8 protein-coding genes are annotated in these 12,192 nt (G+C 74.4%); 4 read left to right on the forward strand and 4 right to left on the reverse strand.

Annotation, left to right across the window (positions count from 1 at the left end; genetic code table 11):
- Positions 1 to 98: 98 nt before the first annotated feature.
- Entirely contained in the window at positions 99 to 2,537 is a 2,439-nt protein-coding gene (locus MQV74_RS19330; protein WP_242719376.1) for a helicase C-terminal domain-containing protein, read from the reverse strand.
- A gap of 147 nt (positions 2,538 to 2,684) precedes the next feature.
- On the opposite strand from MQV74_RS19330, the gene MQV74_RS19335 reads away from it, so the two are divergent.
- Positions 2,685 to 3,611 (forward strand): GDSL-type esterase/lipase family protein, encoded by a 927-nt coding sequence (locus MQV74_RS19335; protein ID WP_242719378.1) that lies wholly within the window; start codon positions 2,685 to 2,687, stop codon positions 3,609 to 3,611.
- 114 nt (positions 3,612 to 3,725) lie between these two features.
- A complete protein-coding gene (locus MQV74_RS19340) occupies positions 3,726 to 5,366 on the forward strand; it encodes a DNA repair helicase XPB (protein WP_242719380.1) in 1,641 nt (546 codons plus the stop codon).
- 29 nt (positions 5,367 to 5,395) lie between these two features.
- Here the strand turns inward: MQV74_RS19340 and MQV74_RS19345 are convergent, their stop codons facing one another.
- The gene (locus MQV74_RS19345; protein WP_242719382.1) at positions 5,396 to 5,602 is read right to left on the reverse strand and encodes a hypothetical protein; all 207 of its coding nucleotides are present in this window, start codon (positions 5,600 to 5,602) and stop codon (positions 5,396 to 5,398) included.
- A 301-nt stretch (positions 5,603 to 5,903) separates the two neighbouring features.
- Here MQV74_RS19345 and MQV74_RS19350 point away from each other — a divergent pair, with 301 nt between their 5' ends.
- Complete coding sequence (locus tag MQV74_RS19350; RefSeq protein ID WP_242719384.1) at positions 5,904 to 7,952, forward strand: HelD family protein; 2,049 nt, start codon at positions 5,904 to 5,906, stop codon at positions 7,950 to 7,952.
- Positions 7,953 to 7,964: 12 nt separating this feature from the next.
- Here the strand turns inward: MQV74_RS19350 and MQV74_RS19355 are convergent, their stop codons facing one another.
- Together MQV74_RS19355 and MQV74_RS19360 are read right to left on the reverse strand one after the other, a co-directional pair.
- Complete coding sequence (locus tag MQV74_RS19355) at positions 7,965 to 8,654, reverse strand: copper homeostasis protein CutC (protein ID WP_242719386.1); 690 nt, start codon at positions 8,652 to 8,654, stop codon at positions 7,965 to 7,967.
- Positions 8,655 to 8,808: 154 nt separating this feature from the next.
- A complete protein-coding gene (locus MQV74_RS19360; protein WP_242719388.1) occupies positions 8,809 to 11,061 on the reverse strand; it encodes a heavy metal translocating P-type ATPase in 2,253 nt (750 codons plus the stop codon).
- Between the two features lie 175 nt (positions 11,062 to 11,236).
- Here MQV74_RS19360 and MQV74_RS19365 point away from each other — a divergent pair, with 175 nt between their 5' ends.
- Positions 11,237 to 12,175, forward strand: coding sequence for a DUF748 domain-containing protein (locus tag MQV74_RS19365; protein ID WP_242719390.1), 939 nt, complete (start codon positions 11,237 to 11,239; stop codon positions 12,173 to 12,175).
- Positions 12,176 to 12,192 lie beyond the last annotated feature (17 nt).

Genomic DNA, 12,192 nt, shown 5'->3' on the forward strand with positions numbered 1-12,192 from the left:
TCCCTCCGGGGCTGCGGTGTTGAGGTGGGCCCGGACAACGAAGTTACCGCGTCGCCGTGACCCGGCAGGTCACGGCCCCTGGGCGGCGGGGTTCGGCGTCAGTCGTCGGCGAGCTCCGCGACGCCCGTGACGCGGTGCAGCGGGTAAGTGCGGACCTCGTCCGCCGTGTGGTCGTACGCGGTGACGAAGCCGCCCTCGACCCGGACCGGCGCGATGACGCGCTGGCTCGCCGCGCCTTCGGCGTTGACATAGCCGATCCACAGGGCCTCGCCGGTGAGGACGGCGGCCTGCACGGTGGCGAGGGTCTCGGCGGACGTGGTGCGGGGCAGTTCGCCGGTCGCGGCGGGCGCCGCCTTGCGCGGGGTCGTGGAGGCGAGGTCCCCGGCGCGGATGGCGCGTACGGCGGCGTCGATGAGCGTGGCGTCGGGCAGCGGCGGCCCGTCGGGGACCGGCTCGGGGGCGGTGCGCGGCGGGGTCCGGTGACTGTGCGCGCGGGTGATCAGGACGTCGCCCTCGGCGCTCTCGGCGGCGGGCGCGAAGCCCATGGCGCGCAGCCCTTCGAGGAGCGTGGACGGGTCGGCCTGGGCGGCGAGCACGGTGCCCGCGAGCCGCCGGAGCCGCAGCCCGTGGGCCCGCTTGTCCGCGAGGATCTCGTCGAGCACGCCCTCGTCGTCGCACCGCACGTACGCGGAGGCGGCGCCGACGCGCAGATGGCCGTGTCTGCGGGCCACGTCGTCGATGAGGTACGCGAGGGGCTGCGGGACGGGCGTACGGGAGTGCGCGGCGAGGAACGCGTGCAGGTCGGACGCGCTCTGCCCGGTGTCGAGCGCGCGGCGCACGGAGCCCGGCGTGAACCGGTAGACGGTGGCGCCGCCCTTGGACTCCACGTCGGCGAGCACGGCGAGGGCGTCCGCGAGGGGGCGGCGCAGCGGCCCCTGGGCGACCGCGGTGAGGTCGGCCTGGAGCAGGACGTGGTCGAGGGGTTCGGGGAGCAGCGGGGTGAGGAGCCGGGCGGCCTCGGCACCGGCGGCGGCGCGCTCGGCGGCGGACGGGGGCGCGCCCTGCGCGAGGGGGTCCGCGGGGGGCCGCCCGGCGAGCAGCGCGCGGCCGTGGGCGGCGAGCGCCCCGCGCCCGGTGACGCCGAGGAGCTCCGCCTCGGCCAGCGTCCACCGGGCCAGGCGGGCCCGCGGCTCCGTGGCGCCGCCGCCGGAGGGGCGCTCCCAGCGCAGCCGGTCGAGCACGGACTCCTCGGCGGGCGCGGCGCCTTCGGGCAGGTCGGCGAGGAGGCTCAGGACGCGGTGGCGCACCTCGGGCGCGGCGGAGCGGTCGAGCCCCGGGCCGAGCGCGGACAGGGTGCGGTCCTTGCTGTCGCGCCCGCCGACGAGGCCGGGGGTGCGGGTGGCGTCGTACCAGGCGGTGGCGAGCCGGGACCAGCGCTCGGCGGCGGGCAGCTCCTGCCAGCTGTCGTAGGCGGGGGTCGCGGCGTAGCGCTCGTCCGCCTCGCCGTCGGCGGCCAGGAGCCCGGCGGCGTAGGCCAGTTCGACCCAGAACGCGGCCTGGGGCTCCGCCGCGTCCAGGGCGACGGCGGTCCGCTTCAGGTCCCGGACGCTCAGGCCGCCCGCGCGCAGGACGGCGGGGCCGCCCTCGTCCCAGTCCTTGAGCAGCTCCTCGACGGTGGCGAGCGCGGTGTAGGCCTGCCCGGCGGCCGTCGCGTCCACCACCTGGGGACGGTGTTCGCGCGCGACCCGCACGGCCGGGGGCGACGGCTCCAGGGTGCGGTGGGCGCGGCCGCCGCGCAGGTGCAGCGCGGCCTCGCGGGGCAGGACGACCGTGCCCAGCGCGGTCGGGAGCAGCAGGCCCCGGTCGAGCAGCCACCGCAGATGGGGGGCCGGGTCCGCGGTGACCTGCCCGTACGGCGGGCCCCACACGAGCCGGGACAGGACCTCGACGGACTCGGCGGGCGCCTCGTCGAGCAGCTGGGACATCCGCCTCTGATCGGTGAAGAGCGCGGTGAGGGACTCCACGGCCGACACCGCGTCGTGCGTGGAGGCGAGCCCGGCGGCCGTGACGACGCTCTGCACCCGCCCCGGCGACATCCCCGCCGTGGCCTCCGCGACCGTCGGGCCGAGCCCCGTCGGCGAGGGCCGCTGCGGCGTCGGCGCGAGCAGCTCGCGCGCGGTGCGCACCAGGCGGAGGCGGCTCTCCGCGCCCCAGACGAGCGCCTGCCTGCGCAGCGTCGTCAGGGCCCGGTCGACGGCCTCGCCCGGCGCGGGCGCGAGCAGCCCCGCGAGTTGCTCGTACGACGCCGGTTCCGGGGCCACGGCCAGGGCCTCGGCGACCTGCTGCGCGAACCGGTCGAGGCGTTCCAGGGCACGTACCACCGACGCCCGCGTGCCCGCGCGGGTGGCCAGCTGCGTCAGGTCGTTGGGCACGGGGCTGACGAGGTCGGGCCGGGATCGCAACAGCGCGACGAGCGTCGCGTCGTCGCTCGCCCGGAGGGCTTCCGCAAGGGAACGGGGGGCTTCCGGGGTACTCATCCTGGCAACGGTAGCGGGTCACCGGCGGGCGCCGGTGTGCCGTGCCGTACGCGCCCCGGCGGGCGAGCGGGCCCGCGCGCCCCCCACGGGCGGCCCGGGGGCCGGACCGATCACTAGACTGGCTAGAACGTTCTTTCCAGAAAGGCCATGGCAGCTCCGGTGTCCGAGTCCCGCCCGCACGCTCTGTTCTCCTTCGGCACGCTCCTGGACGAGCACGTCCAGACGACCCTGTTCGGCAGGGCCGTGCCCAGCTCCCCCGCGGCCCTCGCCGGGTACGCGACCAGGCCCCTGACCATCACCGACCCCGGCGTCATCGCCACCAGCGGCCTGGACGTGCACCTGACTCTGGAGCGCCGCGTCGGCGCCGAGGTCGGGGGCGCCGTCCTCCGTCTGACCGACGCCGACCTCGCCGCGGCCGACGCCTACGAGGTCGACGACTACGTGCGGCGGCGGGTGCTGCTCACCTCCGGCGAGAGCGCCTGGGCCTATCTGGACGCGCGGCCGCTGCGCCCGGCGGCGCGCATCGTGATCGTCGGCGACAGCATCGCCTACGGCCGCTGCGACCCGTACGGCGGCTGGGCCGCGCACCTGGCGTCCGCCCACATCGCCGCGGACGAGAGCGCCCACCGCGTCTTCAACCTGGCCATCCCCGGCAGCACCCTCGCCGACGTCGCCGCGCAGACGCCCGCGCTCCTCGCGCCCCGGCTGCCCGACACCCTCCTGGTCGCCGCGGGCATCAACGACTCCGCCTTGCCCGGCGGCCTCGACCGGCTCGCGGACCACCTCGGCACCCTGGCCGCCGCGGCCCACGCCCACAACGCCCGGCTCGTCGTCGCGGGACCCCTCTGGCTCGACGAGTCCAGGACCGCCGACTACGAGGGCCTGTGCTTCACCGAGGCCCGCGCCCTCCGACTGCGCGAGGGCCTGCGCTCCTGGTGCGCCGGGCACCACATCGACTTCCTCGACCTGTGGGACCCCCTGCACGCCCGCCCCGACCTCCTCACCGACGGCCTCCACCCCACCCCCGAGGGCCACAAGACCCTCTCGGTCCACCTGACGCCCCTGACCGGCTGAACCCGGCGCCCGCCGAGCACGGCGCCCCGGCGACGGGGCGCCATGCGGCACACTGGAGGTTTGGCCGCCCGGCTGATCTCCAGCAGTGATCGCAGCAGAAAGGGCCCTGAAGTCGTGAATGGACCCCTCATCGTCCAGTCGGACAAGACGCTCCTGTTGGAGGTCGACCACGAGCGGGCCGACGCCTGCCGTCGTGCCATCGCGTCGTTCGCCGAGCTGGAGCGCGCCCCCGAGCACATCCACACGTACCGCGTGACGCCGCTCGGGCTGTGGAACGCGCGGGCGGCGGGGCACGACGCCGAGCAGGTCGTGGACGCCCTCGTGGAGTTCTCGCGGTATCCGGTGCCGCACGCGCTGCTCGTCGACGTCGCCGAGACGATGGCCCGCTACGGCCGGCTCACGCTCAGCAAGCACCCGACGCACGGCCTCGTGCTCACCTCCACCGACCGGCCGGTCCTGGAAGAGATCCTGCGGTCGAAGAAGGTCCAGCCGCTCGTGGGCGCCCGGATCGACCCGGACACGGTCGTCGTGCACCCCTCCGAGCGCGGCCAGATCAAGCAGACGCTGCTCAAGCTGGGCTGGCCCGCCGAGGACCTCGCCGGGTACGTCGACGGCGAGGCCCACAAGATCGACCTCAACGAGGACGGCTGGGCGCTGCGGCCCTACCAGCGCCAGGCCGTCGAGGGCTTCTGGCACGGCGGCAGCGGCGTCGTCGTGCTGCCCTGCGGCGCGGGCAAGACCCTCGTCGGCGCGGGGGCCATGGCCGAGGCGAAGGCGACCACGCTGATCCTCGTCACGAACACCGTCTCCGCCCGCCAGTGGAAGCACGAGCTGATCAAGCGCACCTCGCTCACCGAGGACGAGATCGGCGAGTACAGCGGTACGAAGAAGGAGATCCGGCCCGTCACGATCGCCACGTACCAGGTCCTGACGACCAAGCGGAAGGGCATCTACCCGCACCTGGAGCTCTTCGACTCCCGCGACTGGGGGCTGATCCTCTACGACGAGGTGCACCTGCTGCCCGCGCCCGTCTTCAAGTTCACCGCCGACCTCCAGGCGCGGCGCCGCCTCGGGCTCACCGCGACCCTCGTCCGCGAGGACGGGCGCGAGTCGGACGTGTTCTCGCTCATCGGGCCCAAGCGCTTCGACGCGCCGTGGAAGGAGATCGAGGCGCAGGGGTACATCGCGCCCGCCGACTGCGTGGAGGTGCGCGTCAACCTCACCGACAGCGAGCGCCTCTCCTACGCCACCGCGGAGGCCGAGGAGAAGTACCGCTTCTGTGCGACGACGGCCACGAAGCGGAAGGTGACGGAGGCGATCGTCCGGAAGTTCGCGGGGCAGCAGATCCTCGTCATCGGCCAGTACATCGACCAGCTGGACGAGTTGGGTGAGCATCTGAACGCGCCGGTGATCAAGGGCGAGACGTCCAACGCCCAGCGCGAGAAGCTCTTCGACGCCTTCCGCGAGGGCGAGATCTCCGTGCTCGTGGTGTCCAAGGTCGCCAACTTCTCCATCGACCTGCCGGAGGCGACCGTCGCCATCCAGGTCTCGGGCACCTTCGGCTCGCGGCAGGAGGAGGCCCAGCGCCTCGGCCGCGTGCTGCGCCCGAAGGCCGACGGCCACCAGGCGCACTTCTACTCCGTGGTCGCCCGCGACACCATCGACCAGGACTTCGCCGCGCACCGCCAGCGGTTCCTGGCGGAGCAGGGGTACGCGTACCGCATCGTGGACGCGGAGTCGCTGCTCGCGGAGTGAACGGAGCGAGCGGAGCGGGAGAGGGGGCGTCAGCGGCGGCGGACGCCCGCCTCCTCCGCGTACTCCCCGAGGACGACGACGCCGACGACGGCGCCCACGAAGACCTTCGCGGCGCGCAGGGCGTCGCCGACGCGGTGCGGGCGGTGGGCCTCGGAGACGGCGGTCGCGCCGTCGGCGCGGCGCGGGCCGCTGGAGGGGGCGGACAGGGACGCGGGGGTGATGACTGCGCTGCTCATGTCTCCATGGTCGTCCCCGGGGCGCCCGCGGACATCGGCCTGCGGGTCTAACCGTCCGTGTCCACCGGTACGACTCCGGGCCCGCGCCCTCTACACCTGGGGATGGACGGCGACCCTGAGGACCGTCTCAGGGATGAGTCAGGGTTCGGCTTCCGGACCAGGAAATCCGTTGGTGCCGCTACCGGCGGCCGGCCTAGGATTCCTCCTTCCCCGCCTCCCGCCCACGGAGCGCCGCCGCCCGGTCGGAAACCGGCGGCCCCGAGCCACGCACCGAGAACGTCCGTCACCGGAGGCAGCCCCCGTGAACGCCGTATCCGCCGACCCGCTCGCCCGTGAGCGGGCCCATCTGACGTCCTCCCGCGCCGCGCTGCGCGCCATGCGGGAGGACGTCGAGGCCCTGGACATCCGCGACGTCACCGCGAACTGGGTCAACGCCGAGGTCCTCCAGAGCCAGATCGACGACCGGATCAAGGCCCTCGCGGACCTCGCGCACACCCCGCTGTTCTTCGGCCGCCTCGACTACGCGCACGCGCCGGGGGCCGAGGAGGCCGAGGGGGCCGAGGGCGAGCAGTTCTACATCGGGCGGCGGCACGTGCACGACGCCCACGGCGACCCCATGGTCATCGACTGGCGCGCCCCCGTGTCGCAGCCGTTCTACCGGGCGTCCAAGAAGGACCCGATGGACGTCACGCTGCGCCGCCGCTTCGGCTACACCGGCGGCGACCTGACCGCGTACGAGGACGAGCACCTCACGGACGCGACCGAGGCCGAGCAGGTCAGCAAGCTGCTCCAGGAGGAGATCGAGCGCCCGCGCGTGGGCCCCATGCGCGACATCGTGGCGACGATCCAGCCCGAGCAGGACGAGATCGTCCGCAGCGGGCTCGCCGGTTCGGTGTGCGTGCAGGGCGGCCCCGGCACCGGGAAGACCGCGGTCGGCCTGCACCGCGTCGCCTACCTCCTGTACGCCCACCGCGAGCGGCTCGCCCGCACGGGCACGCTCGTCATCGGGCCGAACCGTTCCTTCCTGCACTACATCGAGCAGGTCCTGCCCGCGCTCGGCGAGTTGGAGGTCAAGCAGGCCACCGTCGACGACCTGGTGGCGCACGTGGAGGTGCGGGGCACGGACGACCCGGCCGCCGCCCTGGTCAAGGGCGACGCCCGCATGGCCGAGGTGCTGCGGCGCGCGGTGCGCTCGCACGTCACGCCGCCCACCGAGGGCGTCGTGGTCGTCCGCGGCTCCCGGCGCTGGCGCGTACCGTCGTACGAACTCGACGACATGGTGCGGGAGTTGCAGGCCCGCGACATGCGCTACGGCGCGGCGCGCGAGGCGCTGCCGCAGCGGATCGCGCACGCCGTGCTCGTCCAGATGGAGCGGTCCGGGGAGGCCCCCGACGACCGCGTGCAGGACGCGGTGGCCCGCAACGCGGCGGTGAAGGCCGCCGTCAAGGCGATCTGGCCGCCGGTCGACCCGGCGAAGCTGGTGCACCGGCTGCTCGCCGACGCGGAGTTCCTCGCCGCGCACGCCGAGGGGGTCCTCACCGGTGAGGAGCAGCGGGCGGTCCTGTGGGCGAAGCCCGCGCGGACGCCGAAGAGCACCAAGTGGTCCGCCGCGGACGCGGTGTTGATCGACGAGGCGTCGGACCTCGTCGCCCGCACCCACTCCCTCGGCCACGTCGTCCTCGACGAGGCGCAGGACCTCTCCCCCATGCAGTACCGCGCGGTGGGCCGCCGCTGCACGACCGGCTCCGTCACCGTCCTCGGCGACCTGGCGCAGGGCACCACGCCGTGGGCGACGCCGACGTGGGCCGAGGCGCTCGGCCACCTGGGCAAGCGGGACGCGGTGGTGGAGGAGCTGACCGCCGGTTTCCGCGTGCCGCGCGAGGTCATCGCGTACGCGTCGCGGCTGCTGCCCGTGATCGCGCCGGGCCTGACGGAGGTCGCGTCGGTCCGCGAGTCGCCCGGCTCCCTGGAGGTGCGCGCGGTCACGGCCGACGGCCTGGACGCGGCGGTCCTCGACGCCTGCGCCGCGTCGCTGCGGCGCGAGGGGTCCATCGGCCTCATCGCGGCGGACGCGCGGATCGCCGCGCTCGCCGGGGCCCTGGACGCGGCGGGCGTCCCGTACCTCTCGCCCGGCGAGGAGACGACCGCCGAGGCCCGGCTCACCCTCGTGCCCGCCTCGCTGGCCAAGGGTCTTGAGTACGACTACGTGGTGCTCGACGAGCCCGCCGCCGTGGTGGCCGGCGAGCCCGACGAACGCACCGGCCTGCGCCGCCTGTACGTGGCCCTGACCCGAGCGGTCTCGGGCCTCACGGTGCTCCACACCGGGGCCCTGCCCCCGGCCCTGGGCTGACGCCGCCGGAGCTCAGGCGTCCACGGCCTCGCGCCACGTCGCCACGGACTCCGCCGAGAGGGCCCGGCCCCACCCGTGGGGCCGGGCGGCGCCGCCGATGTGGAAGGCGTCGAGCCCCGCCGCCTTCAGGCGCGCGAGGTGTTCGAGCCGGAGGCCGCCGCCCACGAGGATGCGCGGCTCGTACCCGGGCTCCCCGGCCCGCGCGGCCTCGCCCACAAGGGTGGGCAGACCCTCGTCGACGCCGCCCGCGGCGCCCGCCGTGAGGTACGTGTCGAGTCCGGGCAGGTCCGCGAGCTGCTTGCGCAGGGCGTCGCGGTCGGCGGCCCGGTCGACGGCGCGGTGGAAGGTCCAGCGGCAGCCGTCGAGCGCGTCGACGATCCGCTCGACGGCGGCCAGGTCGGCCCCGCCCGCCTCGTCGAGGAAGCCGAGGACGAACTCGTCGGCGCCCTCGGCGCGCAGCTCGCGCGCCCGGCGCACCAACTCGTCGACGTCCCCGGCCGCGAAGCCGTCGGCGACGCGCAGCATGACGCGCAGGGGGATGTCCACGGCGGCACGGATCGCGGCGAAGTCCGCGCGGGACGGCGTGAGGCCGTCGGCGGCCATGTCGGTGACCAGTTCCAGCCGGTCCGCACCTCCGGCCTGGGCCGCGATCGCGTCCTCGGCGTCGAGGGCGATCACCTCCAGGAGTGCGCGCTTGCTCATGGGTGCCTTCCTTCTGGCCTTCTGCGGGCCGGCGTCGTGCCGGCAGCCGCACCACAGAAACACAGGTCTAGTCCAATTACCAGGGTACGCGCAGATCACCCCGGCGCGCGGCGGAGGCGCACCGGGGTGATCAAGCCACATGGGCTCGGATGGGTCAGCTCAGTGGCTGGAAACCGCGCAGCCGCAGGCTGTTGCCGACCACGAAGACCGAGGAGAAGGCCATGGCCGCGCCCGCGATCATCGGGTTGAGCAGGCCCGCGGCGGCCAGCGGCAGCGCCGCCACGTTGTAGGCGAAGGCCCAGAAGAGGTTGGACTTGATGGTGCCGAGGGTCTTGCGGGAGAGCCGGATCGCGTCGGCGGCGGCGCGCAGGTCGCCGCGGACGAGGGTCAGGTCGCCCGCCTCGATCGCGGCGTCCGTGCCCGTGCCCATCGCGAGGCCCAGATCGGCCTGGGCGAGGGCGGCCGCGTCGTTGACGCCGTCGCCGACCATGGCCACCGAACGCCCCTCGCCCTGGAGGCGCTTGACGACGTCGACCTTGTCCTGCGGCAGGACCTCGGCGATGACGTGCTCGGGGGCGATGCCGACCTCGGCGGCCACGGACGCGGCGACGGCCTTGTTGTCACCGGTGAGCAGGATCGGCGTGAGGCCGAGCTCGCGCAGGCGGCGGATGGCCTCGGGGCTGGTCTCCTTCACGGCGTCGGCCACTTCGAGCACGGCCCGCGCCTCGCCGTCCCAGGCGACGGCGATGGCGGTGCGGCCCGCCGCCTCGGCCGCGTCCTTGGCCTCCTTCAGCTCCGCGGGCAGCCGGATCACCCACTCGGCGAGCAGCTGCTCGCGCCCCACGAGCACCGCGTGCCCCTCGACGACCCCCTGCACGCCGAGCCCGGCGACGTTCGCGAAGTCCTCGGGGGTGGGCAGCGCGCCCACCTTCGCGGTCGCTCCCGCGGCCACGGCCTGGGCGATCGGGTGCTCGGAGGCGTGCTCCAGGGCGCCCGCGAGCCGCAGGACGTCACTCTCGTCGGTGCCCTCGGCGACGTGCGTGGCGAGGAGGGTCATCTTGCCGGTGGTGACGGTGCCGGTCTTGTCGAGGACGATGGTGTCGACGCGGCGGGTGGACTCCAGGACTTCGGGGCCCTTGATGAGGATGCCGAGCTGGGCGCCGCGCCCGGTGCCGACCATGAGCGCGGTCGGCGTGGCCAGGCCCAGGGCGCACGGGCAGGCGATGATCAGTACGGCCACGGCGGCGGTGAACGCGGCGGTGAGGCCCACGCCGTTGCCGAGCCAGAAGCCCAGCGTGGCCACCGCGAGCGCGATGACGACGGGCACGAAGACCGCGGAGATGCGGTCGGCCAGGCGCTGTGCGGCGGCCTTGCCGTTCTGCGCGTCCTCGACGAGCTTGGCCATCCGGGCCAGCTGCGTGTCGGCGCCGACGCGGCTCGCCTCGACGACCAGCCGGCCCCCCACGTTCAGGGTCGCGCCGGTGACGGCGTCGCCCTCGCCGACCTCCACGGGCACGGACTCGCCGGTGAGCATGGAGGCGTCCACGGCGGAGGCGCCCTCGACCACGCGCCCGTCGGTGGCGATCTTCTCGCCGGGCCGCACGAGGAACCGGTCCCCGACCTTCAAGTCACTGACTAGAACGTTCTTTTCAATCCCATGTCGAAGTACGGTGACGTCCTTGGCGCCCAGTTCGAGCAGCGCCTTCAGGGCGGCCCCCGCCTTGCGCTTCGAGCGGGCCTCGAAGTACCGCCCGGCGAGGATGAACGCGGTGACGCCCGCCGCGGCCTCCAGATAGATGTTCCCGGCGCCGTCGGTGCGCTGGATGGTCAGCTCGAAGGCGTGCGTCATGCCGGGCTCCCCGGCCGAGCCGAAGAACAGCGCCCACAGCGACCACAGGAACGCCGCCGAGGTGCCGACCGAGATCAGCGTGTCCATCGTGGCCGCGCCGTGCCGGGCGTTGGTGTACGCCGCCTTGTGGAAGGGCCAGGCGGCGTACGTCACCACGGGCGCGGCGAGGGTCAGGGACAGCCACTGCCAGTACGTGAACTGGAGGGCGGGGACCATCGCCATGGCGATGACGGGCACGGACAGCAGGACGGCGGCGATCAGGCGCTGCCGCAGCGGCCGCAGCGCGGCGTCCTCGTCCTCGCCGTCCGGATCTCCCCCGCCCCCCTTCTCCGCGCGGGGCGGCGCGGGTTCCTGCGCGGTGTACCCGGTGGCCTCCACGGTGGCGATCAGATCGGCCACGGCGAGGCCGTCGCCCTCGAAGCTCACCTTCGCCTTCTCCGTGGCGTAGTTGACGCTCGCCTCGACGCCGTCCATGCGGTTCAGCTTCTTCTCGATGCGCGCCGCGCAGGAGGCGCAGGTCATGCCGCCGATGGAGAGTTCTACCTGGGTAGTGGACATGTCCTCTGCTCCTCGTGACGCGCTCTGCCCGGGGTACCCGGGGCCGGTATGCCTGACGAGGCTCATTTATACCCCCGGGGGGTACCGAAAGCAAGAAGGGACCATGACTTGACTTCATACCCCCCAGGGGTATTGTCACAGACATTCAGCGACCCCGTCACGAGGAGCCGACGCCATGAACACCGGACTGAAGATCACCGCCTTCGCCGCAGCCGTCGCGGCGACGTTCGGCACCACGTACGCGGTGGGCGCGAGCGTCGACACGGTGGGCAAGCCCGTCGCGCACGCCGAGGAACACGGCGAGAAGACGGCGAAGGGCGACCCTCCGGCCGAGGGCGGCGGCCACACCCCGGGAGGCCTCCAGATCGCGGCCGACGGTTACGCCCTGGACCTGAGGACCCCGCGCGCCCGGGCGGGCGACCGCACCGACCTGCGCTTCAGGATCCTGGCGTCGGACTCGGGCCGCCCCGTGACCCGGTACGCCGAGGAGCACGGCAAGGAGCTGCACCTGATCGTCGCCTCACGCGATCTGACGACGTACCGCCATCTGCACCCCACCCGGGCCGCCGACGGCACCTGGACCACCCCGGCGACGCTGCCCGAGGCCGGGGACTACCGCGTCTTCGCGGACTTCAGGCCCGAGCGGGCGAAGGAGAAGGTGACGCTCGGCGCGGACCTGGCGGTGACGGGCGCGTACGCCCCCGCGCCCGCGCTGAAGCCGTCGTCCACGGCGAAGGCCGCGGGCGGCTACGAAGTGCGCCTGGACGGCTCCCTGACCCCCGGCGAGCCGGGCGAACTGACCCTGCGCGTCACCCGTCGGGGCAAGCCCGTCACCGACCTCCAGCCGTATCTGGGCGCGTACGGCCACCTGGTCGCGCTGCGCTCCGGCGACCTCGCCTACCTCCACGTCCACCCCAACGACGAGCCGGGCGACGCCACGACGAAGCCGGGCCCGGAGGTCTCCTTCACGGCGACGGCGCCGAGCGCGGGCACGTACCGCCTGTTCCTGGACTTCCGGCACGAGGGGAAGGTGCGGACGGCGGCGTTCACCGTGCGGGCGGGCGAGGGAGGGCCCCGCTCCGAGGGCGCCACCACCGACAGCCACACCCACTGAGGCCGTCCCCGGCCCGG

It is taken from the genome of Streptomyces sp. AN091965 (assembly GCF_022698285.1).
GTDB lineage: Bacteria > Actinomycetota > Actinomycetes > Streptomycetales > Streptomycetaceae > Streptomyces.

Bases quoted from the DNA above. Each gene is read 5' to 3' on its own strand.
- MQV74_RS19330 (WP_242719376.1), bottom strand. From the start codon at position 2,537: ATGAGTACCCCGGAAGCCCCCCGTTCCCTTGCGGAAGCCCTCCGGGCG.
- MQV74_RS19335 (WP_242719378.1), top strand. From the start codon at position 2,685: ATGGCAGCTCCGGTGTCCGAGTCCCGCCCGCACGCTCTGTTCTCCTTC.
- MQV74_RS19345 (WP_242719382.1), bottom strand. From the start codon at position 5,602: ATGAGCAGCGCAGTCATCACCCCCGCGTCCCTGTCCGCCCCCTCCAGC.
- MQV74_RS19355 (WP_242719386.1), bottom strand. From the start codon at position 8,654: ATGAGCAAGCGCGCACTCCTGGAGGTGATCGCCCTCGACGCCGAGGAC.
- MQV74_RS19360 (WP_242719388.1), bottom strand. From the start codon at position 11,061: ATGTCCACTACCCAGGTAGAACTCTCCATCGGCGGCATGACCTGCGCC.
- MQV74_RS19365 (WP_242719390.1), top strand. From the start codon at position 11,237: ATGAACACCGGACTGAAGATCACCGCCTTCGCCGCAGCCGTCGCGGCG.